7 protein-coding genes are annotated in these 26398 nt (G+C 45.8%); all 7 read right to left on the bottom strand.

What is annotated here, in order from left to right:
• From V6D41_RS15230 to V6D41_RS15260, 7 genes are read right to left on the bottom strand one after another with little or no spacing between them, the layout of a single operon-like run.
• Positions 1–7563 (bottom strand): type I polyketide synthase, encoded by a 7563-nt coding sequence (locus tag V6D41_RS15230; protein ID WP_333518773.1) that lies wholly within the window; start codon positions 7561–7563, stop codon positions 1–3.
• 17 nt (positions 7564–7580) lie between these two features.
• A complete protein-coding gene (locus V6D41_RS15235) occupies positions 7581–12104 on the bottom strand; it encodes a type I polyketide synthase (RefSeq protein WP_333518774.1) in 4524 nt (1507 codons plus the stop codon).
• Positions 12097–14766, bottom strand: a complete 2670-nt coding sequence (locus V6D41_RS15240) for a non-ribosomal peptide synthetase (protein WP_333518775.1) — start codon at positions 14764–14766, stop codon at positions 12097–12099. The genes V6D41_RS15235 and V6D41_RS15240 overlap by 8 nt, the downstream gene beginning before the upstream one ends.
• A 19-nt stretch (positions 14767–14785) precedes the next feature.
• Complete coding sequence (locus V6D41_RS15245; RefSeq protein WP_333518776.1) at positions 14786–23881, bottom strand: non-ribosomal peptide synthetase/type I polyketide synthase; 9096 nt, start codon at positions 23879–23881, stop codon at positions 14786–14788.
• Positions 23882–23902: 21 nt separating this feature from the next.
• Positions 23903–25045, bottom strand: coding sequence for an acyl-CoA dehydrogenase family protein (locus V6D41_RS15250; protein WP_333518777.1), 1143 nt, complete (start codon positions 25043–25045; stop codon positions 23903–23905).
• Positions 25032–25301: an acyl carrier protein gene (locus V6D41_RS15255; protein WP_003240117.1), complete on the bottom strand. Its 270-nt coding sequence runs from the start codon at positions 25299–25301 to the stop codon at positions 25032–25034. Before V6D41_RS15255 ends, V6D41_RS15250 begins: the two co-directional genes overlap by 14 nt.
• Positions 25302–25326: 25 nt before the next feature.
• Complete coding sequence (locus V6D41_RS15260; RefSeq protein WP_333518778.1) at positions 25327–26388, bottom strand: HAD-IIIC family phosphatase; 1062 nt, start codon at positions 26386–26388, stop codon at positions 25327–25329.
• Positions 26389–26398 lie beyond the last annotated feature (10 nt).

A 26398-nucleotide genomic window follows, 5' to 3' on the forward strand; every position in this document is an offset into this window, starting at 1 on the left:
CTATTCGCCGCCTCTCAATCTTTTATCTCGCTGATTGCGTAACCGCGTTTTTCTCCGCACGCTGGATACAGCCGCCATTTCCTCTGTCTCCTCTTCACTTTCTTCTTGATCAGGACTGATAAATTGCGCTAAAGCAGCCACTGACGGGTATGTGAATAAAGTCACCACTGCCTCATTCGTTCCCAATTCCTTATTTAAGCGGTTTGTCACTTGTACGATATCTAAAGAGCTGGCCCCAAGATCAAAAAAGTTATCATGTATGCCGACTTGCTCCAAACCCATAAAATCCTGCCAGATGCCGCAAATAACTTGTTCTGTTTTACTGCGCGGAGCGACATATGGATTATTCAATTCAGGTCTTGTGTGTACGGCGGCTGCTTTTTTCTTCTCACCCGCTGCGCTTTCTGTATTCATGGATATCCATTGCTTGATTCTACGGCCCAAATCACCTGTTGAAACCAATAGGTGGCGATTGTGGATATCAGACAGCACATATTGAAAAAGCTCGGCCCCTTCTTCGGGCAAAATCGCAAGATCAGCAATGGATTCACCAATTGTAGATTCAAGCTGTCCCCAGAAGTTCCAGGCATCCCAATTGACGCATATCCAAGGAATCTCGCTGCGCTGATTCATCCTCGCGGAAAAGGCATCCATATAAATATTTGCTGCAGAATAAGCGGAAAAGCCGAGACCGCCGAGTAAAGCACTAATCGATGAAAATAAGAAGCAGAAATCTATTTTTTCGTTTTCCAATAACGATTCAAGCACTTCCAGGCCCCTTACTTTAGACTTGAATTGGTCCTCTCCGCCTTCAATTGCTCCGGGTATATCTTTAATAGCCCGGAATGATGAACTACCCGGGAGACCAGCGGCGTGAAAGACGCCGTTCAGCTGTCCGAATTCAGCATGAATCTCTCTCATAACAGATTGCATATCTGATAGGCTTCCTGCATCCGCCTGAAGAGCTGTCACCTTTGCGCCCAGATGCTCCAATTCTTGTATTTTTCGGATTTTCGCAGTCATCGGATCATCTTCCTGATGTTTTTTGCACCAGCTTTCCCACTGGTTTGGCGGCGGAAGTTCACTTCTTCCTGTCAGAATCAGACGGACATTCCCTTCTTGCGCAAGCATCTTAGATAAAATAAAACCGATTCCGCCCAATCCCCCAGTGATAAGATATACGCCATTAGGGCGGATCATCTCCGGTAAGGCGGATGCTTTATTTAACTGTACAGGCTGATACGCCTGCACCCATCTGCGGCGGCTTCGGTATGCGATAATCTGATCTGGGTCTGGGTCTTCGGCTTCCTCAAGGATTTGGTCGATCAGCTCCTCTTCTTTCCATGTCAAATTGTCCGGCAAAGGAGGGATATCGATGTTCCAGCACTTCATATGGTTGTATTCTTGCGGAATCACTTTCAATGGCCCTAAAACCGGAGACTTTTCTGCATCGATTTGCTCTTCTCCCGTCACCTCATGAATGCCGCTTGTCAGCACAAATATGTCACATTGGTTCATTTGTTTTTGATTGGCTGCTGCCTGTGCAGTAAAAATCAAACTGTAATAGCCGCTTTCACTGTAAGCACTGAAAGATTGCTGAGATTCACTTTGTTCAGAAACGCTCCAGAGATGCATGATTCGGTTTGGAAGAAGTCCGTCTGAAGCAAGTGAAGAAAACAAACGCTCATAATGCGTGCTGTCAGCCGGATTGATGATATACAATCCGCTGTTCACCTTTTCAAATTGCCGGCCCCTCGTGACAACTGCCGCTTCACGTCCATGACGGCGTATCGATTGCACAAGCCGGTCTCCAAAGGCTGTTCCTTCATGAAATACAAGCGTTTTTCCGCTTTCAGCCGGCTGTTCTTCTTTTCGGACATTCGCGGACTTGATCTTTCTTTCCCATGATGGAAGGTAGAACCATTGATCCATCTGCTTCTTTTTATTTGGCTCATCAGCGGAGGCGATAGCAGTAGCCGCATTGTCAGCCGCTTCTATCCAATAGCGTTTTCTCTCAAAAGGATAAGGCGGCAGCGGTACGAGGCGCTTAGGCTTATCAACGCTATACTGATTCCAGTCAATCTCATAACCGCATACCCAAATCTGGCCTAGTTTCTTCAAGAAATAAGCATGGTCATCAGCCGGTTCTTGAGCATGTCGGACTGTATGAACAATGTCATGCCGGTTTGATCGCTTCTTGTGCCTTTTGGCAAATGTACTGAGTGTGCTGCCGGGCCCGACTTCGATCAACAGCACGTTTTCATCATTTAGAATTTGCTCTAATCCTTTATGAAAACGCACTGTGCCTCTTAAGTGCTGAGACCAATAAGCCGGATCTTGTGCTTGTTCCGGCAGTATCCATGTTCCTGTGACATTGGAGACAAAAGGGATGCGAGGAATATGCATATCCATCTGCTTCACAAGCGCTTCAAATTCCGCAAGAATCGGCTCCATCATATAAGAATGAAAAGCGTGAGAAGTATGCAGCTGCCGTCCGGCAATGCCCTTCTCTTCAAGGAAAACGGCTAACGCCTCAATCTCCTCACTTTTTCCTGAGACTACGCATAAGTCATGAGCATTGACAGCCGCAAGTGACAGACCGTTCGTTAGCAGCGGCTGCAGCTCTTCCTCTGATAGCTGAACACTTATCATTGCTCCAGATTCCAGCTGCTGCATCAATCGTCCCCGCTCCATGACGAGCGTTAAAGCCGTGTCTAATGAAAACACGCCTGACAAGCATGCAGCAGTGTATTCACCAATGCTGTGTCCAATCATATAATCCGGCGAGATGCCTGCACTTTGCAGCAGCTTTGCGAGCGCGTATTCAAAGATGAACAGCAGCGGCTGCACAACAGCGGTCTCCGTCAGCTTCGCCCCATCATTTGAATCTGGGAAGACGATCGCCTTCAAATCAATTTGATGTGACTTCTGTGCGAAGGCAAAACAGCGGTCCGCTTCTTTCTGAAATACAGGTTCAGCTTCATATAAATCTTTCATCATATCAATATACTGAGAGCCTTGCCCGGAGAACATAAAGGCAGCCGGGCGCCCGCTGTGTCTTTGATAGGCTGTGAGCTCTGCACCGCTTTCCCATTCCGTTGATTTTGACAGCACGACCGCTTTTCGGTATGAAAATTGTTTTCTGCCGACTTGCAAGGTGTATGCCACATCTTCTAATGGAATGTTTGGATGCGTTCGAAGAAATTCCTTCAATCGATTTGTCATTCGCTCTAAGGCTGTATCTGTTTTTGCGGACAAAACAAGCAAATGCCGATGGCTTTCGGAAGCTTCTCTGCCTGACTCCGGCTCTTCTTCCAGTACTATGTGCGCATTTGTGCCGCCAATTCCGAAGGAGCTGACACCCGCCCGCCTAGGATTATCGGATTCCTTCCAGTAAGTCGCCTCGGTATTGACATAAAAAGGCGTCCGGTCAAAATGAATATGCGGATTAGGTGTTGTGTAGTTCAAGCTTGGCAAAATTGTTTTATGTTTTATCGATAAAACGGCCTTAAAGAGGCCGGCAATGCCGGAAGCGCTGTTCAAATGTCCGACATTGCTTTTCACTGACCCGATTGGAATTGACATTGGCTTGTCACTTTTAAAAACCTGGCTCAGCGCTTCTATTTCAATTGGATCACCCATTTTTGTGCCGGTTCCGTGAGCTTCGATATACCCTACTGTGTTCGGATCAATACCTGCATTCTCGTATGCATTCTTTAACACTTCGGTCTGGCCTTCTACGCTCGGGGCGGTAAAACCGACTTTTCGGCTTCCGTCATTATTCATTCCGACCCCTTTTATGACCGTATAAATGGTATGCCCTTCTTTAACGGCGTCCTCATATCTTTTTAAAACGACAATTCCCGCGCCATCGCCAAAAACTGTACCGCCCGCTTCCTCATCAAATGGCCGGCAATGCCCATCCGGTGATTGAATCATGCCATCCTGATAAACATAACCTGACCGCAAAGGCGTGCTGACGGTTACGCCTCCTGCAAGCGCTGCGTCACATGCTCCGTTTTGCAGCGCTTGGCATGCCGCTCCAATATTCACTAGAGAAGTGGAGCAGGCTGTTTGCATTGTGATGCTCGGCCCATGCAGGTTTAATTTATAAGCAAGCTGGGTGCTGAAAAATTCTCTGTCATTTAACAGCATGGAGCTGAACTGTTCAGTCCCGTCCAGTTTTCCTGCAAAACGTGTGATCCATTCGAGGTTCGGACTTGTCCCAGTGTAGACGCCAATTTTCCCTGTTGTCCGCTCAGGGTCACAGCCCGCATCTTCTAAAGCCTCCCATGCACATTCATGTAAAAGCCTGAATTGCGGATCCATCAATTCTGCTTCTCTTGAGGAATATTGAAAAAAATCAGCATCAAACCTATCAGGATCTTCGAGGATTCCCTTCGCTTTTACATAATTGGGGTGCTTCAAGAGCTGATCATCCATACCTGACGCTTTTAATTCTTCATCCGTAAAGAAGCTGATAGATTCTTTGCCGTTTACGAGATTATTCCAAAACTCATCCAAATTGCCAGCTCCCGGAAAACGCCCTGCCATACCGATAATCGCGATATCCGATCCCCGGCCATTCGAACGGGTTTGAGGCACCTTTTGATGCTGCATCATTTCCGGCTGGCCGGCCACCGTTTGAACCTGTTGATGAAGATGCTTCGCCAGGCTGCGAACTGTGGCAAATTGATAAAGCACAACTGGCTCCACTTTCCATTTCAAATGATCTGTGAATTTTGCCGCTAATTGAGAGATATCAAGCGATGTAGCCCCCAGTTCAAAAAACGGCACCTCATCGTCCAGTTCATGGAATCCAAAATGTTTTAGGACAATTTCTCCGATTGTCTTTTCAACAGCTGATAACGTCAATGCCGGCAATTCGGGATGTGTATCCGCCAGTTGCCGAGGCGCTTCTTCCTCCCTATCCTGCGCTGAATTGTCAGACAGCGGGAAATGCTGCTTTGTAAAAGGGTAAGTCGGCAGGGCTAACCTTTTATTATCCTGAGGTTCGTGCAGGACGCTGAAATCAATCTCAGCCCCGAGACTCCACAACGCTCCGTATATATGTAACTTTAAAACGTCTGTGTGTCCTTGTGTGCCGAGTTTATCTGTCACGCCAACTGAACGGTGCTCTGTAAATACTGATGCACCCTGAGTCAAACGCAGATCTATGCAAACAGCAGGTTCCTCCCGCAAACAAGACGAGATATGTTCAAAAAATCGTATCGGCTTGCAGATTTGGCCGGCCCAATAGCTGGGATCCGCTGCTTCGGAATCTGCTATAACTTTTCCAGTGACAGATGAAACGACTGGAATGTCTGGTGATTTCATGTCCAGCGTGCCAAGGAAGTGCATGAATTCTTCGGCCGCGTCAACCAGCAGATCCGATTGATACGCGATCTCCACATCAAATAATTCAGCAGCTATCCCTTCTTGTTCAAGCCGCTCCTTCAGCTGATACACATCCTCTGGCAAACCGGAGACGGCACAATACCTCTCATCAATCAGCGCCAAGGATAATGATTTTTCTAAGTATTGAACGATATTCGGTTCTGACAGGCTGACACCGAGCATTTTTCCTGCCGGCGACATACTGATTAACTCTCCGCGTTTATATGCAGCAACAGCCCCTTCTTCAAAGGAGAACATTCCTGCCGCACAGGCCGCCGTAAACTCCCCGAATCCCCGCCCGATAAAGCGGTCCGGTGTAATGCCGATGTGTTGTAAATAACGGACTGCGGCGTATTCCATGATGAATGACAACGTATGGACCAATCCCAGATCTTTCTCTTCCCGGTATGTGTTTGGAGCAGAAATGCACACTTTAAAGAAACCGAGAACATCCTGCTGAAAAGCGTTATGCACCTTTTCAAGACAAACATCAACTTCTTTTTTGAACAGGTTCTCTGTACGGTATAGTTCCGCATATCGGTCAAAGCCCTCTTGAACGTCTCCCGCAAATACAAACATGGTGCTGCTTGATACAGCCGCCGATTCGCTGATTTGTTTCTCATGCCGATGATCAGAAAGCTGATCAAGCAGATCCTTTTGATCTGAGGCAACAAAAGCGACTCTGTACTGAAATTGCTTTCTGCCAAGCTGTAACGTGCGAGCTATGGCTGGCAGCGGCGATTCCGGATTCCGGCGAAGAAAATCAGCCATTTGATCCATTGAGCGGGTCAGCTCCTGTCTTGTTCTCGCAGAAAGAACAACTAACTCAGGACCGCCGGCTGGCATTTCATCAGTAAGAGATGGGGGCTCTTCAAGAACAACGTGTGCATTAGCGCCGCCGATTCCAAAGGCGCTCACGCCGGCTCTTCTCGGCCCTTGCAGAGATTCCCATTCAGTCAGCTCTGTATTGACAAAAAACGGCGTGTTCTCAAACTTGATGCGCGGGTTCGATTTTTGATAGTGAAAAGCGGGCGGCAGTTTTTTATGATGGAGCATCATAACGGTTTTGATAAATCCCGCTACCCCGGAGGCGGCGTCCAGGTGCCCGATATTCGCTTTGACAGAACCAATGCGGCAGTATGCTTTTTTATCTGTATTGAAAGCACGGGTCAGCGCCTCAATTTCAATCGGATCTCCGACAGGCGTTCCTGTCCCGTGGGCCTCAACATAACCAATGGTTTCCGGTTCCGTTTCTGCCATCTCCATAGCTGTAGCAATGACATTCGCCTGGCCTTCAGCACTTGGAGCCGTATACCCAGCCTTATTGTTTCCATCATTATTAATTGCAGAGCCTTTAATGACGGCATAAATCGCATCGCCGTCAGCTTGTGCGTCTTTCAATCGCTTTAACGCCACCACTCCGGCTCCTTCACCAAAAATGGTTCCGTTCGCCTCTTCATCAAACGGACGGCAATGACCATCTGATGAATAGATCATTCCTTCCTGATAAAGGTACCCAGATATATGCGGCAGGCTCAGGGTAACACCTCCGGCTAATGCAAGGTCACATTCTCCCCCAATCAAGCCCTGGCACGCCATATGTATCGCGACAAGAGAAGTCGAGCAAGCGGTTTGAACTGATACACTCGGCCCTTTTAAATTAAGTTTATAAGCGATTCGTGATGCGAACGACGAATCATTTAAATGCATGATTTGAAAAGCGTCTTCATTCTTATGAAGAGAAGACATATGACGGCCCATCCAGGACAAATTGCTGGAAGCACCAGCATACAGCCCGATCAGCCCGTTAAACCGTTCAGGGTCACAGCCCGCATGCTCAAGCGCTTCCCAGGTACATTCATGCATGAGTCTGATTTGCGGATCCATTAAGGCAGCTTCTCTCGGTGAATAGCCGAAAAACTCCGCATCAAAGTCAGAAACTTCATCAATGATCGGTTTTGATTTTACATACGCATCTTGGCGAAGCAGCGCCTCATCCACTCCGGCTTTGATTAATTCTTCATCGGTAAATTGAGTGACCGATTCTATTCCTTTTGAAATGTTGCTCCAATACTCATCAATATTTGCCGCACCTGGAAACTTGCCCGCCATACCGACTACCGCTATTTCCAGTCCTGTTTCTGTCCATTGTTTCTCGTCAGCCATGGAAATCAGCCTCCCATCTATTTTCGTCTCATTCGCTGTTTTCGCCGGTTTTTCCCTTCATTTATGGCTTTTTGGCGATCTGGCTCTATTCCTTTTATGTGTAAGTCATCACCGCTTTGCTGTGCTTTGACGGCTTGGGTTAATGCTGCAACCGTCGGGTGGGCATACATCATCACAACCGGGATATCCACGCCAAGCTCGTTTTTGATTCTCCCGCTCACCTGAAGCAGATCAAGTGAAGAGGCTCCTAATTCAAAGAAATTCATATTTACATCTGTCTCAGAATGAAAATAATCTTTGAAAATATTCATTAACCTTTCTTCAAGTGTGTCCAAGCGGTCTTTTGTCAGCACATGCGCTGCGGTTTGTCTATCCTCTTTCACATAGCTGTCTTTCATTCGTTTGTTTACATCCTGCAGCGAAATCAGGACTTGCGGGTAGCGCAGCTGCAAAGCTCTCATAAACGCTTTCGCTCCTTGAGCCGGCAGGATTCCTTGGTGTTGCTCCTCTTTGTCCGCTATCTTCGAAAGAATGGCTGCCGTTTCTGATTCATATGCCATCCCTACTTGTTCCCAACGGTCCCAGTTAACCGTCACCATGTTTTCACCTTCTTTTCGGCATGCGTGAGCATAACTGTCCAAGAATGCGTTTGATGCAGCGTAGCCGACTTGGCCCCCCGCTCCTAAAAATGAAACTAGAGAGGAACAAATGAAGAAGAAGTCCGGCTGTTTGTTTCTAAGCGCTTTTCTTAACAGAGCGGTTCCTGTTATTTTGGCCTTAGCCATATGCCTCTCATCGTCTGGTGTCCTTGCGTGAATCACTTTGCCATCAGGAATGCCCGCTGCATGAATAACGCCATGAATGGCTTGTCCGAAACGAGATTCTGCCGTTTGCAAGGCTTTTTGAAGCTCTGTTTCATCAGAAATATCCGCCTGTAATACCAGCACCTCAGCCCCAGCCTTCTCGAGTTCTTCCACAGCATTGAGTTTTTTTGCTTTATCGTCTGCTCTTAGTTGATCGGTCAGTCCTGTCCGGCTTAGCAGCACAATCTTTGCTTGAACTGTTTCAGCTAAATGAGATGCAAGAGATAATCCGATCCCGCCAAGGCCGCCTGTAATGATATAAACTCCTTTATGCCTGAGTTTGCTGGTCATATTCATCTCATCTTGCCTGGCCGGCTGCTTCGCCTGCCGAATCCATCTGCTGTTTCCGCGATAAGCCACAATAGGCTCATCATCTTCTTTTTTCAGTTCATAAGAAATCATTTCAGGCCAGCTTGATTGGTCGCGTCTCGGATCCGGATAAAGATCAACCGCTTTACAGCTGATCTGCTTATACTCTTGCGGAATGGTCAAACAGACTCCAGTCAGCGCAGCCTGATGAGGCTGAAGTTCCTCCGTTCCCGTCACATCGTGGGCTTGATTGGTCACTGCGGTTATGTTGAATCTTTTATTGCTCTCTGTTCCAAGTAAACGGACAAGATCAAGAAGAGGGAGATAACCGGCTATTGTGTGCTCCGCAATGTCTCCATCACAGCAATCACAGTCTTGCAGCCACATCCAGATGATTTCATCAGGGACAAACCCTCTTGAATTGAGTTCATCCAGCAGCTTCCGAAAGTGGGACGTATCCCCGCGGTTTACCGTAAACGTATTGCTATCTGTTTCCGCAAAGCAATCACCCGGCAGGACAGACACTGCCTCCGCTTGCTGTTTTATGAGATGTTGGCTGACATCACTGTTTTCTTCAAAAACAAGTATCCTCTTTCCTTGATGAGTGAATGTCTCATTGACTGGTTCCATTCGTTCCCAGAATGGAACGGAAAACCACTTATCAAAAGGAAGCTGTTTTTCACTTGAAGCAATGTTTAATTTCAATTCGTTTTTGATCTTTTCTTCCATTCCGCCCTGAGATATTTGCGGGTCGGGAAATACTTGATGCTCAAAAGGATAAGTCGGAAGCGGAACCCTTTCGTATGAGCCTCCCTTGCGAAATTGCTCCCAGTTCATGTTTACACCATGCGTCCAAAGCCTGCCGATGCTGTTTAACAGATAGACACGATCAGATGATACTTCCTTTGGATGCCTGATGATATTTACCGCGGCATGCCGCTCTGTCATAAAACCCTTATGCTTTCTCACAAACTGCGTTAAAGTGTTCCCTGGCCCGATCTCAACGAATACAACATTGCCCATTTGTAAAAGTGTGTTCAGCCCTGAATGAAAATCAACCTTTTCTATGATTTGAGAAGCCCAATACTCCGGATCTGACGCCTGCTCTCTTTGTATCCAATCGCCTGTCACATTCGAAATAAACGGAAGGTCAGGTACTTGGAATTCCATGTTTTTCAAAATATCAGCAAAACGAGAGGCTGCCGGCTTCATCATGCTTGAATGAAACGCATGGGACGTTTTTAAGTGCTGAATTGGCACTCCTTTGGACTGAAGGCGCGTGGCAAAAGCATTGATTGGCTCCATAAGACCGGATACAACGGTTAAATCAGAGCTGTTTGAAGCCGAAAGCTCAACGCCCTCCGTCAATTCCATTTCTATCTCTCTGCCAGACAGCCCGACGCTCAACATTTCTCCCTCTGGCATCTCCTGCATCAATCGGCCTCTCACCACAACCATATGAAGCGCGTCTTCCAATGAACAAATGCCTGACAGACAGGCTGCCGTTACTTCTCCTATGCTGTGGCCTATCATGTATTGCGGTTTTAAACCTTTTTTGATCAAGAAGGACGCCAGCGCATATTCAAAAGAAAATAAAATAGGCTGTGTATATGAAGTTTCATGGATAAGCCGTTCGGCTTCTTTACTTTCTGCTTCATTAGCCGGAAACATGATGCTTCTAATATTAAGTCCTTCCTCAGCTTGCAGAATGGCAAAACAGCGGTGCAGCTCCTCCTGGAATATGGGCTCCATTTCATACAGTTGTTTCCCCATATTGACGTATTGAGAACCTTGACCGGAAAACATAAAGACAACCGCCGGCTTTTCCAGCGCTATTGAAGAAGTTGCCTTATCGCTTGTTATTCCTAAAGGACCCGCCGTAAATGCCTGACGATACTGAAAATGCCTGCGGCCCTCTTGCAACGTGTATGAAATGTCTTGGAGCGGTACCTCTTCATGCTCTTTTATAAATTGCTTGACTTGATCCGCAGCCTTAGTTGCAGCTTTTTCAGACCGGGCAGAAATAAGCATAAGGCAGTCTTCATGATCCTCTTTATGGCGTCTTTCCTTCATCGGCGGCTCCTCCATGACAACATGAACATTCGTGCCGCCGATCCCAAAGGAACTGACCCCCGCCCGAAACACACGGTCAGATGCTGTCCATTGCTTTGCTGATGTGCTGACATAAAAAGGACTGTTTTCAAAATCAATTTTAGGATTGGGCTTTTTGTAATGAAGGATTGGCGGCAGGATTCTCGCTTTGAGACTCAGCGCCGTCTTAATAAACCCCGCAATTCCCGCGGCGGAATCCAAATGACCGATATTTGTTTTAACAGAGCCGATCGCGCAGTATTGCTTCTTTTCTGTTTGAAACGCTTGTTTAAGCGCCTCTATTTCAACTGGATCTCCTAGCGAAGTCCCCGTGCCATGCGCTTCGACATAAGAAATACTTTCGGGCTCTACACGGCTGATGTTCAGTGCTTTTCTAATGACATCTGCCTGCCCTTCGATACTTGGCGCGGTGTAACCGACTTTACGGCTGCCGTCATTGTTATATGCTGATCCCTTAATGACAGCGTAAATATGGTCTTGATCCTTCAGCGCCTGCTTTAAGGTTTTGAGCACTACAACACCGCAGCCCTCGCCCCCGACTGTCCCTTTTGCTTCCGCATCAAATGCACGGCAGCGGCCGTCTGGCGACATAATCATCCCTTCTTGATACATATAACCCTTTTTGTGGGGACAAGTTACCGTTACACCTCCGGCCAGCGCCATTTTACAGTCGCCGGTAAGCAAAGCTCTGGATGCGAGATGCACAGCGGTCAGAGAAGAAGAACAAGCTGTATCCACTGCGATACTCGGCCCTTTCAAATTTAATTTGTAAGAAATTTGCGTATTCATAAAGTCCTTGTCCGTCAACTGCACAGCAGCAAACTGCTCAGAAGAACTGCTGCTTCTCAGCAGCATTGAACTTGCCTGCCAGTACAAATTCGCAGACGCAGCGCCGAATAAGCCTATAGGCTGGGAATAGTTTTCGGGATTGTACCCGGCGTTTTCAAGGGATTCCCACGCGACTTCATGAAACATGCGCACTTGCGGGTCCATTACCTCTGCTTCGCGCTGTGAGTAGCCGAAAAACGCTGCGTCAAAGTGGTCATGCCGGTCTACTTTTCCTTTGGCCCTGACATAATTCTTATGATCGAGCTGCTCTTTAGGCACACCAGCTTCCATAAGCTCTTCTTTTGAGAAAAATGTAATGGATTCCGTGCCCGTTTTGATATTCTCCCAAAACTCTTCAATATTTTTGGCACCTGGGAAACGGCAAGCCATTCCGATAACCGCGATTTCCAAGCCTGTTGTTTTACTCATCAGAGATCCCGCCTAACAGTTGTGAGACATTTTCTAAATCTTCCGCTGCCTCTTCCGCTCTCTCAGCGTTTGCCTGAGAACCCTCAGACTCCGTTTGCCGGCTGAGCTGGGCAGCTATTGCTGAAACGGATGTATATTGAAACAGCTGAACAACTGACAGCTCTTGTCCAAACTGCTCTTTCAATTTGTTCGATAGTTCTACGATGTGAAATGAGTTTCCGCCGATATCAAAAAAGTTATCTTCCATGCTGATTTCAGATTCAGGTATATTCAAAATGCCAGCAAAAATGGAAACCAGCTTTTTCTCTGATTCATTGTGCGGTTTTATGACCTGCTCGTCAGATTCAGGCTCTTCCAAAGGATCTGGAAGAGCCTTGATATCAAGCTTTCCTGACAGGTTCATCGGAAACGAATCTATGCGAATGAATCGTCTTGGAATCATATAAGCCGGCAGCTTTGCTGCTAAAAATTCTCTCATTTTTCGAGTTTTCAACTTTTGATCGGAAATGAGATACGCCACAAGAAACTGGTCATCCGATTCCTTTTGAACTGGAATAATCACCACGTCATGAATGATTTGTCCGGACTCACTGTAATCAAGCAAGGCTTTTCTAATCTCATCCAGCTCTACTCTGAATCCTCTTATTTTCACTTGATCATCATATCTGCCAAAAAATTCGATTAAGCCGTCAGAACGCCATCTCGCCAAGTCACCGGTATGATAAAGCTTGCTGGCGGGGATATGCTGCGGTTCTGTAAACTTTTCAGCCGTCAGCTCAGGCTGGCCGATATATCCTCTTGCCACACCGTCGCCGGCAATGCATAATTCTCCGTACAAGCCAATGGGCACAGGCTGGCCGCAATGATCCAGAATAAAAATCTGCTCATTTGGCATCGGCCTGCCGATCGGCACGGCAGCTTCATTCCAAGGCTCAGGAATAATAAAAGCCGCTGACTGTACAGCGCATTCCGTCGGGCCGTAATTATTTGTCATCACCGGCTTGTCGGCTTGAAACGTTTGTAAAAACTGGCGAACCAATTGGGGCGGAAGAACTTCGCCGCCTGCCAATATTAACTTCAATTCGTTAACGTGGTGCGGTTCTTTCTCAGCGGCTTTGATCATTAGGCGCAAATGAGAGGGGGTCGCATCTGAAATATGAATGCGGTTCTCCTCATAAAAAGACCACAGCTGCTTTCCATCCATCCTTGCATGATCCGGTGCAATATATAAGGTGTGTCCGAGAAGCACTGCAGGAAATAACGTTTGCACAGATGCGTCAAAAATATGAGATGCAAGCATGCCAACGCGGAGATGCACTTGTGAAAACGGCTGAAAATGAAGGCTGTCTATGCCATATACTAAATTGATGACTTGACGATGCTCCACCATCACGCCTTTCGGTTTGCCTGTTGTCCCGGATGTATACAGCACATAAGCGAGATTTTCAGGAGAGGGCAGACGCCCATGCTCCGCCGTGCCTTCAAATTTCATCATTTCCTCTATCAATAAGCTTTTTGTATCCCCAGCAGAAATGTCATGATCCTCGTTCGTGATCACAAACCGCGAACCGCTGTTTCTCAGCATATAATCCATCCGTCCGGACGGCATCTTTACATCTATCGGCAAATAAGGACAGCCGGCTTTTAATATGCCTAATATGCCGATAACCATCTCTGCCGAACGATGAACCATCAGCCCAACAGGCTCCTCATGACGAACACCCTCTTTTATCAAAAAAGCAGCGATCCTGTCTGACAATTCATCAGCCTCACTGTATGTGAAGCTGACATCTTCATAAACAATCGCAGGCTGATCCGGCTTGCGATCGGCCTGTTCTTTGAATAGATCGACAATTGATTTGTTTTTCGGATATGGCTGATTTGTTTGGTTAAATGTCATGGTGATTTTCTCTCTCTCTTCTTGAGAAAGAAATTGCAACTCAGTAACTGGCGTCTCTGGCGCTGACATCGCCTGCTCTGCCAGCTTGCAAAAATGGCCTGCTATCCGTTCAGCCGTTTCAAAGGTGTAATGCCTTAAATTCCAGCTCACCTTACCAGTCAGTATTCCTTCGTCACGTTGAATGGAAATCAACAAATCGGTGTCCATCTCTTTCAATGAGGCGGGCTGCTGAAGGTCAGCCATTGCCACAGAAATGCCGAAGCGGGGACCCCCTTTTATATGCAAAGGATAGAGCTCATCCAACAGAATTTTCACAGGATAATTTTGATGGGCATACGCTTGTTGAAAAGACTGTTTCACGCGCTCAAGGCAGTCTCTGAAACTCATAGAAGGGTTTATGTTCACCGGCAGCGGAAGAAGATCATTGATCACCGGCTGTGTTTCCCGCTGTTTCATCACTGGGGCCGACGCCACGATATCCGTTCTTCCGCTGTACCTGTGCAGCAATGTGACTGCCACAGTCATAAAAATGATAAACATACGCAAATCTGAAGCTCCGGATGCCTTTAAGATGGCCTTTTCCAGCTGAACCGGAAATGAAAAAGTTAATGAAGCTTCTTCATCAGTTTGATCAAGCTGCTTTGAATCATAAGGAAAACGGCAGTCCGACGAAATTTGAGTTAATAGAGAAGTCCAAAATTGCCGCTCCTTCACTTTTTCAAGAGCCGCGGTTTTCAATTGAAAGACATCGGTTTGATTCATTGTTATTCACCTATTTCTGCTAGATTTTCAGATCGTCTAGTTCCAGCAACGATACCTTTTCTAAATCATTGATGCCTGAAGTCAGGTCAATATCCTGGAGAGCGGTTTGCTTACAATCAATCACGGCTGACAGCACCTTTTTAATCCCTTTCGCAATGCTTTCAATGGTTTCTCTTGTAAACAGCTCAGTACTGTATTCAATGACAGAAGATAAACCGTTTTCGTCTTCTGAAGCGATCCAAAGCAAATCAAACCGGGAAACCGCTGTTTCATATTCATAGTCGGTTAATGTGATCCCGTCTACCTCTAAAGCAGGCTGGCTTAGATTCTGCAGTGCAAAAACAGTATCAAAAATATGATTCCTATTTAACGTCCTATCTAACTTCAAATCTTGAACCATATGTTCATACTGATAATCTTGATGATCAAAGTCATCAATCACCAGCTGCTTGACATGGTGCAGAAATTGAGTGAACGTCATCTCTTTTTTCGGATAAAACCGAAGCGGAAGCATATTAACGAATATACCGATGATCCGCTGCAGTTCCTCCTGCCTTCTCCCCGCGACCGGAACGCCGACTACAATGTCGGACTGTCCAGTGAGCTTGTGCAGCAGGATTTGATAGATTGATAAGAGCCCCATAAACAGCGTCGCATCCTCATCGGCCATAATGGCTTTGAACGCCTCCAGCTCTTTTTTGCTTATATAAAAACGATAATGGGCGCCGGCAAAACTTTTGACAACAGGTCTCTGATAATCAGCCGGCAGCTGAAGCTCACTAAATCCATCAAGCCGTTTCAGCCAATATGTTTTCACCTCATTCAGGTCATCAGACTGAAGCATCTGATTCTGCCATTCTGAGAAATCTTTATATTGCAGTTCAAGCGGCGCAAGCTCCTTGCCGTCATACAGATCCATAAATTCGCTGACCAAGATATCCTGAGATAAACCGTCAGAAATAATATGGTGCATATCGAGCATCAGAATATACTCGTTTTCAGAGTTCTTCATAACACCAGCTCTCATCAGTGGAGCCTGATCAAGCTGGAACGGCTTTAAAAAGCTGCTGATGACTTCTTGTTCTTTTTGATTTTGCCCTTCCTGGCCTGCCACATTTGATAGGTCAAAAAAGTCCGCATGAAATTCGGCATGCTCAGCTATGCACTGCATAGGAACACCGTCTATTGCTTTAAAGGATGTTCTTAAACTCTCATGACGTATAATCAATTGCTTGAACACATTCTCAAGCCTTTGCATGTCAAGCTTTCCTGCAATCTTGCCGGCAGTGAACTCGTTGTAGCCTGTGCTTGTTGGATCTAACTGCTGTACAAGATAAAGCCGTTTTTGTGCTGAGGATAACGGATAATAATCCCTTTTCGCAGCTTTTTCTATCTTTCTGTAAATCTTCTTGTCGGCTTGGCTAATAAATTCGGCCATCTGCCTGATCGTCGGAATGTTAAAGAAATCCGGCAGCGCAATCTCCACATTGAATGCTTGATGAATAATGGAAATGAACGTAATCGCCTTTAACGAATCCCCGCCCATTTCAAAGAAATCATCGTCTATGCCGATTTGATCAATCTTGAAAAACGACTGCCATTGAACAAGAAGTTCTTTTTCCATATCAGTCACCGGTTCGGCATATTCAGCGGTAAGTTCCGGCCGGCCGTACAGCGAAACTTCCTCTTGCTCTTCACCGTTAGGCTTCTGCAGACGGTTCACATATTTTTGTATCCTTTCCTGCAGATCCGTGGCAGACACTACAATCTGATCCATATGATCAAATGTAAAAATCTTCTCAAAGATCTCTCTGCCCTCATGCGTACGAATCAGGGTATTTTCTAAATCCCCTCCGATTGGAATATCCGGTTTTTTGCCGTCTTCAAATTCCCAGCCGTCTAAATTTAGGGCTGTCCACTGAACAGGATGCTGCGCATTATGTTTATATACAAAGGCATCAACAAACTGGTTAACGGCAGTATAGGCGGTAAATCCAAGTCCTCCTAATATTGGAGACAAGGACGAAATCAAAAAGCAGAAATCAAGCGGTCGGTCAGCCAGCACTTTTTCTAATACCGCAACGCCCGTCATTTTTGCTTGAAAGTGAGCATCCGAGAAACTTTTATCCGTTTGTTCCATCATTCTGAATGATTGTTCGCCTGTTATTCCAGCTGCATAAATTACACCGTGGATGGAGCCGTACTTACGTTCAGCCATATGAACCAGTTCAGACATATCCGCTTCACAGCTTGCATCCGCAGCAACGGCAGTGACTTCTGCGCCTGTTTTTTCTATCTCATATATTGATTTTATTTTTTTAACGGTTGGATCATCCTCAGCATGCGTGCTGATTAAGGACTCCCATTCACTCCGCGGCGGTAGGCCAGAACGGCTTGTCAGAATAAGTTTTCCTTTTGTTTTCTCAGCAATGGTTTTTGCAGCATGTAAACCGATGAAGCCCAGCCCGCCAATCAGAATATATACACCTCCGGGACGAAGGTGCCCCTGCGATGATTCTGCAGGCACTGCTTTGTGAATAAAATTCCTAGTGTACCGTTTATTATTTCTGTAAACCGTTAGGAGATTACCAGATTCGGTCATCAGCTCTGATCTGATGAGTCCCAGCAGCTTGTCTTCTTTCCAGGAATCTTCTTTCTGTCTGTCTATATCTATCACTCGATAGCGAAGGAGCGGTGTTTCCTGAGAAATGACCATACTCGGCCCCAGATGTACCGCTTTCTCTGGATACAGCATGTCTTCTCCGCCAAGCTGATACGTAAGGGACGATAACACAAAGATCGAAATTTCCTGCTTTGTTCCTTTCTTTTTCAATGCTTGCCCTAAGTAAAGCAAAGAGTAATAGGATTCGCTTTGCATCTGCTCAATCCACTCGGCAGCAGCTGATTCATTCTTCTCTGCCAGCCCCCAGAGGTGCAAAATCCGGCTGTACTGGATGTTTTCCTTCTCCAACACTTCAAAGAGACGGCAGTAATCTTCCGCAGAGTCCGGACGGAGTGTGTACACTCCTTTTTCAATCTGCTGAAAGCTATGCCCTTTTTTAATGATGACACAAGAAGCACAGGCTGGTTGAAGCCCCCGAATAAGCTTATGGCCAAAATCACTATCCTCCATGAAGACAAGCAAACTTTGTTCCGTCGCTTCAATCTCGCGAGAAATCGGCAGGATTTCTTTCTCCCATTGCGGCAGATAAAACCAATCCTGAACCGGGAGCTTTCCTTCGAAATGTTTTTTGCCTTTTCCGCTGGCAGTATGTTTCTGTTTGTACCAGAAGGATTCCTTTTCAAAAGGATATTGAGGCATAGAGACCTTTTCAGGATTTCTGCCCTCCTGCATCCCGCGCCAATCAATGTTCGCACCATACATCCATAGCGTGCCAATTCTGCTAAGTAAAAATTGGACATCTGACATACTCTGTCTGCTGTGTTTCAGCACATTGCAAGCATGCTGGCGCAGCTCATCGTTAATCGATCTCTTCACCAGCACACTTAAATCTTGTCCCGGGCCGATTTCGATAAAAATAGCATCTTCCTGCTTCGTTAACACGCCAATACCCTCGGCAAAGCGAACAGTCTCAGTCATATGCCGCTTCCAATAGTCATAGTCCGCGGCTTCTTCATCCGCTATCCAGTCTCCCGTTAAATTCGAAAAGAAAGGAACATCCGGTTTTTGATAAGAAATGCGCTTAGCCGTATTTCCAAATCGTTCAGCTGCGGAAGCCATGACATGCGAATGAGCAGCAATTGAACCTTTTACTCTCATACAAAGCACTTTTTTGGCTTTTAACTGTTCTTCAAATACCGAAATGTCAGACTCAATCCCTGACACTATACAAGAAGCGTCATTAACAACAGCCAAGGAAATGCAATCAGGGAGAATCGGTTTCAATTCTTCCTCTGGCAATGGGACGCTTAGCATGATGCCTGACGGCGCTTCGTGCATAACTTGTCCACGTAAGCTGATTAGCTTGATGGCGTCACTGAGCGTAAACACTCCCGATACCGCGGCAGCCGTTAGTTCACCAAAGCTGTAGCCGATCATAGCCCATGGCCGCAGCCCCCACTTCATCAGCAAAAGTGACAGCGCATATTCCAGCATAAAAATAGCAGGCTGGGCATATTTCGTCTCTTGAAGCTTTTTCGCGGCAGCGTCTTCATCCTGCTGGTCAGGGTATAGAATATCCTCAAGCCTCTCGCCGGTCGCTTCATAGAATTCTAGAAAACAATGATCCATCGTCTCTTTGAAAAACGGCTCCTCCGTATACAAATCCCGGCCCATGTTCACATATTGACTGCCTTGGCCCGAGAACATGAAAATCAATTTTTTATCCTTTTTCTCCTGAATCCGCGACATTCGGCTGAGTCCTCTGTCCTTTTTCTCGGAAAGCAGGCGGATGACATCCTGTCTGTCCTTCGCCACAAACATTTGCCTATAATCAAAGTGCTGTCTCCCGGCCTGCAGCGTATAAGCGGCGTCAGCTGCATTAAGCTCTGTGTTCCTTTCCATGTGCTCGAGCAAAAGGTCTTTCGTTTTTTCTAAAGCATTCATCGTTTTTGCTGAAAGCGGAAACAGCTGATACGAACGCGAATGTTGTTCACGTTCACTGACAGGCGCTTCCTCCAGAATCACATGGGCATTGGTGCCGCCCATACCGAATGAGCTCACGCCTGCTCGTCTTGGGGTATTTGTTTCCTTCCACATTCGGAGCTTGTCATTCACAAGGAAAGGACTGTTTTCAAAATCAATATTCGGATTCGCTTCCTTAAAATGAAGACTAGGCACAAATTGTTGATGCTTCAGAGAGAGAACTGTTTTAATGAGACCCGCCGCTCCAGCAGCAGCATCAAGGTGCCCAATATTCGTTTTTACGGAACCAATCCTGCAAAACGCGGTCTTATTCGTTTGAAACGCTTTTGTTAAGGCTTCAATTTCAATTGGATCTCCGAGAGCTGTGCCTGTTCCGTGAGTTTCCACATAGCTGATGGTTTCCGGTTCAATCCCCGCGTCAGCAATCGCATCTCTTATGACCTCTGTCTGGCCTTCCACACTCGGCGCATTAAAGCCTACCTTTTGGTCACCGTCATTGTTGACCGCAGACCCTTTTACAACCGCATAGATCCTATCGCCGTCAGCCAAAGCGCGGCTCAACGATTTCACTGCGACAAATCCGACTCCATCGCCTCCTACAGTGCCTTTCGCGTCTTTATCAAAGGCTCGGCAGTGACCGTCTGGTGATTTCACCATATTCTCTTGGTAGATGTAGCCTGACTTAACCGGATGGAGAATGGATACACCGCCTGCGAGAGCCACATCAGATTCTCCATTCAGCACTGATTTGCAAGCCAAATGCAACGCCACCAAGGAGGTTGAACAAGCTGTCTGCAGTGTAATGGCTGGACCTTTTAAATTAAGTTTATGAGCAACTCGCGTGCTGATCGTATAGGTATCATTTAAAGAGCCGATTTCAAACAGCTCTGACATCCTGCCGTCTAATGAATCAGCGAAATGCTGGAGCCATTGAAAATTTGAGGTTGTTCCAGTAAACAAACCGATTTTCCCTTCATATTCAGCTGAAACACACCCGGCATCCTCAAGTGTTTTCCATACATACTCATGAAGAAGACGGATTTGCGGGTCCATGACCTCTGCCTGTCCCGGTGAATAGCCGAAGAAGGAGGCATCAAATAAATCGGGGCCGTCGATGATTCCTTTCGCCCTTACATAATCAGTTCTCGTAAATGTTTGTTCATCAATGCCTGCCGTAAACAGCTCTTCATCAGTGAAAAAAGAGATAGATTCCTTGCCATTTTGCAGGTTATGCCAAAACTCATCTATGTTTTCAGCTCCAGGGAAACGCCCGGCCATACCGATGATGGCGATGTTTTCATCTGATGGTGCCTTCCACTTTGATGTTAATTGTGTTTTCTTTTTTGATTGCTCTTCATCATGACCTGACAAGAACTCAGCAAGCAATTGAACTGTTGGACGGCGGAACATCTCAACCATTGGGATACTTTTTCCCGTTTCCTTAGAAAGCTGCTGATTGACTTGGATCAAATGCAGGGATGTGCCGCCGATTTCAAAAAATTTATCCTGCACATTGATGCTGTCTTGACCAAGTACGCGTTTCCAAACCTCCAGCACCATCTTTTCTGTTTCAGAAGCGGGGGCCGATGCAAACACCTCTCGTTTTGTCTCTGCTCCAAGCTCGGGCAGTGCTTTTTTATCCAATTTTCCATTGGCCGTCAGCGGCATCTCACTCATCACAATAAATCGGGATGGGATCATATATTCCGGCAAATAACGGCGCAAGTAAACGCGCAGCTGCTTTTCATCAATCGTCTCATCAGTGAAAAGATAAGCAGCCAAGCACGGCGTCTGGGACGCATCCTTCTTCACGACAGCCGCTGCCCCTTTTATACGCCCGTACCGGCAGAGCCAGTGCTCAATTTCCCCGCTCTCAATCCGATAGCCCCTAAGTTTGATTTGGTCATCGTTTCTGCCTAAAAACTGAATGGTTCCATCCGGTAAAAAGCGGGCTGCGTCTCCTGTTTTATACATTTTTTCTCCGGGTTTAAAAGGATGCGCCACAAAGCGCTCTGCCGTCAGTTCCTCCCGGCCTAAGTAGCCTTCTGCTACTCCTTTTCCGGCAATATATAGTTCTCCCGCTGCTCCCTGAGGCAGCAGATTCATATGTGAATCAAGAATGTATATATCAGTATGTGCTGCCGGCCGGCCAATCGGCACATACAGACCTTTATCCCTTTCAGATGAGTAGCGGTGAATCATGCAGCCGACTACCGTTTCCGTCGGGCCATATTCGTTAAAGATTTCAATTTCCCCATCGAAGTTCTGTTCAATTTTCGCCGCAAGAGAGGTTTCTAATTGCTCTCCCCCCAGTATCAGGCACTTCATCACACTGTCCCGAAACGGCATTCCGGAAATGAAATGCAGATGGGACGGCGTTAACTTCATAACATGGGCTCGATTATCTTTCAGAATCTGTTCCACAAGAAGCTGCTTGTTTTTATCACGATACACAATAATTGCGTTTCCTGTAATAAGCGGGGTAAAGATAGAAGTTACAGTTAAATCAAAAGACAGGGAGGTATAAAGGGCAAAATCTCTTTTATCACCTCTTACATATTGCTCGGCGGCCCAGGAAACATAATTTTCAAGACCAAGATGCTTAACAAGCACCCCTTTTGGCCTGCCTGTTGTTCCAGAGGTATATATGCAATACGCAATGTCCTGCGAACCGTATTGTTTCACCAGATTGCTGTCGTTTCCTTGATAAAGGTTTTGATCGGTAATATCTATTTTCACACCATCGAACGAGTAAACCAGCCCCTCAATATCTTCTGTCAGCAGCAGTTTTATCCCGCTGTCCTGCAGGAGATATTCAATTCTTTCCGAAGGATAATCGGGATCAACTGGGACATAAGCGCCGCCCGCTTTTAATACAGCGAGACAAGCGATCACCATTTCAATTGAATGTTCTGTTAAAATACCGACTCTTTGTGCAGGTTTGACTCCCCGACTTTCTAAAAAGCGGGCGAGCTGATTCACTTTTTTATTTAATTGATCATAGGTCAGGGATTCCGAGCGAAAGTCCACAGCAAGCGCGTCCGGCGTCTTTTCCGCCTGCTGTTCAAACAAATCAATAACAGTTTGATGTTTGTTGCCGGTCATACCTTTATAGCTGCAAAACTCTTCAAGCTGATAATGCACTTCGTCTTCGGAAAGCATATTCAAGCGGTGCACAGATCTGTCTGCCGGATACTCAATCACTTCCGATAACAGGTTGAGAAAATGATCTCCCAGCTGCTTCACTTGAAGGGCAGACATGACACCAGGATTGTATATAAATGAAAAATGGATATGCTCATCAAAAGCTTGTACACTCAATGTCAAATCGAATTCAGTTTGTTCAAACATGTCATATTGCTCGATTGAAAGAGGAAGACTGTTTGACTTAAGCATCTGGTCAAGCGGATAATTTTCAATCACGACGATCGTGTCAAATAATGACTGCTCAGCGGTCAGACCCGCATAGGTTTTTAAATCAGACAGCGGTGTATGTTCATACTCACTTCTCTTAGCAATCTGCTCATGTGCAAGCTGAATCACATCTAAAGGAGTGGAGTGAGGCTTGAAGCGGAGACGAAGCGGAATGGTATTGATAAACAGCCCCGTCATTTGTTCTATTCCCGGTACATCTGCGCCTCTTCCGGAAACAGTTGTCCCGAACACCACTTCTTCTTGATCAGAATAATTCTTTAGCAGCAGACCCCAGACACTATATAGAATTGAAGCCAGTGTAACCTGCCTTTCAGCAGCGAGTGAGCGCAGAGCTTTTCCTGCTGAAGCTGGAAGCTGTATCTCATGTTTAGAAAAAGTACCATTTCGCTTCCCTTGCCTTTCTGAATTCGGCAGCAATTGCACAGGCTCCCAGTCTTTCAATAATCCTTTCCAAAATGAAGCCTGGCTGTCTATTGTTTTACGCTGCTGTGCCTGCTGCCATTTCACAAATGCTTGATATGAAGGTTTTTGTGGTATAACAGGTGTTTGACCCATGGCTAACGCTTGATAGGACTCCATCCACTCTTTGAGGACAGTCCCCATGCTCCAGCCGTCCATCAAGATATGATGAAAGCTGATCATCATCCAGGTCCCGTTTTCTTCTGTTTGATACAGTGTGACACGGAAAGGTACTTCTTGAAGTTGAAACGGCTCTTCTCGATCACTCTCCGCAAGCTCTTCCTTCAGCTTTTCCTGAGAAATGCCTTTCTCGAACGAGAGGCTCAGATAACGGATATCTATTTTATGATGCTTTAATATAACCTGAATTGGCTTAGCTGTTTCCTTCCACCTAAACACCGTCCGAAGCATTTCATTTTGCTGAACCGTTTGCTGCCATGCTTTTTCAAAAAGATCGCGGGCTGGCTCACTCTCTAGCTTGATTAGCATTTGTTCAAAATAAGCATTACCTTCCGGCTCCATTAAATGATGAAAAAGCAGACCTTCCTGAATGGTGGTCAGTCCGAGAATGTTGGCTATGTTATTTTTATCTATTTTTTTCATTTGCTCACTCACAGAATCCTCTCCATCCTCTGCCTATATATGTTTGACAAAATATCGTCTCAATCCATAATTCGCTATGACTTGCTGCTGAATTTGAGATGTTCCTTCAATGATTTCCAACACTTTGGCTTCTCTGTACAAGCGGGCAGCTGAATGATCTCTGCTGAAACCGCTTCCTCCATGGATCTGCACATTTGAATTGGTAATCTCCACAGCAATCTTTGAAGTGAAATATTTCGCGATAGACGTTTCCGTCACGGCCTCTGGATCTTGTTTCATCCGCATTTCGCCTGCTTTCATACATAAGGCTCGGGCTGCATGCAGCTGTGTTACAGCATCACCGATCATTCCTTTAATCATTTGATGTTTGTAGAGCTTCTCTCCAAATTGGCTTCTCTTCCGTGAGTATGTGACTAAAGAATCGACGGCTTCCTGTGCAATCGCCAAGCCGGCCCATGCCACACTGTACCTCCCATGATCCAAGGCTAAATTAACGATGTAATTAAAGCCGCCCCCGATTGGCCCTAATATCTGATCATCAGAAACCTCGACGCTGTCAAACTCTATTTCCGCAAGATAAGAAGCTCTATTGGCCATCATGCCTTCCATTTTTTTAACCGTTACTCCGCTCTGGCGGCTGTCTACGATAAAGGCTGTAACCACTTCTCTATCACGGGCTATAACCAGAAAAAAGTCAGCAATGGCGCCAAAAGAAATCCATTTTTTTCTCCCGTTGATGACATAGCAGCTTCCGTTTTTTGTATAAGATGTTTCAATGTGGTTTGCGTCTGAACCAATGTTTGGTTCAGACAATGCAAACGCTCCGATTTTCTCTCCTTTTCCGATTGGGATAAGCCATTCTTCTTTTTGGTACTCTGTACCGTACCGCAGCAGAGATTCGCCGACTAACGAATTCACAGTCAAAAGGGTTCGAATATTACAGCACGCTTTACCTGCTTGTTCAGTAAACAAACCGTACTCGACAGGGTTCAATCCCAATCCGTGATAGACCTTCGGAATACCCGCGGCAAAATAAGATTTGCTCCCTAACTCTTTTATTAATGCTGCAGGAATGCATTCCTTCTCATCAAACTCTCCTGCAAAAGGTCGGATTTTTTCGTCACAGTAAGCCTGGAAATCTTGAATGATGTCGGCTTTCATCTCAGCTGTTTTCATTAGCAAGAGCCCCGTTCTGTTTCTTTTCAATTAGGCTGACGATTCGGTTTACCGTGCTGAAGTTAGCAATATCTAAATCTTCGTTATCAAGCTGAAACCCAAAGTTTTGCTCAAGAAATGTTACAAGTTTCATCGCAAATAAAGAATTCACAAATCCCATTTCAAAAATGTGATCATCATTGGTTAATTCGATTTCATCGTCAAAGACCACCAAATTTTGTTCAATATATTCTCTAATTTGTTCATGAAGATTCATCTATTTGCTCTCCCCGCTATTTAGATTAATTTCTGCTTCTTGCAACAGGTGATTGGCTGAATTCCGTTTTGACCTCGACATACGCAGGATAAGGCTGAATCCGGCTCAAGTCATTTTCAAATAAGATGAAGCCGTCCGGGCCCTTCGTATGTTCTTTGAAATTGGCAAATTTATATGTGATATACATGACTCTGTTCCGATCTGTTTGTTTAAAATCAGCGAACAGTTTTTTCCTTTTTTGTTTCGCTTCATTTAAAATAGCTGTCAGTAAAATCGTACCGACGCCGCGGGACATCACGCGGCATGACATTAAAAGAAGATTAATATGCCATTCATCTCCCTTTTCTTCTATTAAAGAGAGTCCAATTTTTCCATAAGAACCGTACTTGTCCTCAAGCTCGCAAACTAACAGCATATGAGAATCTGACTCTCGGAAATAATTTAATTCCTGATAATCATATGTTTTTCCGCTTGCATTCAGCTGGTTTGTACGTACCGTTAGCTCTTCTGCCCGCTGCAAGTCGCTTTCTTGCGCATGGCTGATCGTAAACTTCATATTCAGAGTAGCAAGGAATTGTTCAGACGGTCCTTCAAACTGCTCTTCGTCCTCTTTTCTGCGGTCATCCTCAAGATACATCTGCCGGCGTCTTTTGGCATCCTCCGTTACGAATGCAGGCTTCAGCAAAGGATCGACGATGAGATCCTTATACCGAACGGCATCCCAGCACGAAATCTCCGGATGGGCATTTTGCACTTCTTCCCTTTCAAATGCTTGATCGTCAATAAAGAGAAGCGTATCCTTATGGATATTGAGATTTTTACTTATTTTTTCCAAAGAAGCCGATTTGGCATTCCAGCTGATTTCCGGATATAGAAAGAAATGATCAATTCCAAATTCCTTTAATTTTTCCATAACAGCAGCTTCGTCATTTCTGCTTGCGACAGACAGCAATATGCCGCGTTCATCAAGCTCAGTCAAAATTTCTTTGATATTGTCCTTCAGCTTTACATCATCAGATTCAAGCAGAATACCATCCCATAGCGTATGATCTAAATCCCAGACAACACACTTAACTCCCTTTTTCAATGGTCTGCTC

Origin of the sequence: Bacillus sp. 0102A (assembly GCF_036765155.1) — a bacterium.
Classification (GTDB): Bacteria; Bacillota; Bacilli; order Bacillales; family Bacillaceae; genus Bacillus; species Bacillus subtilis_G.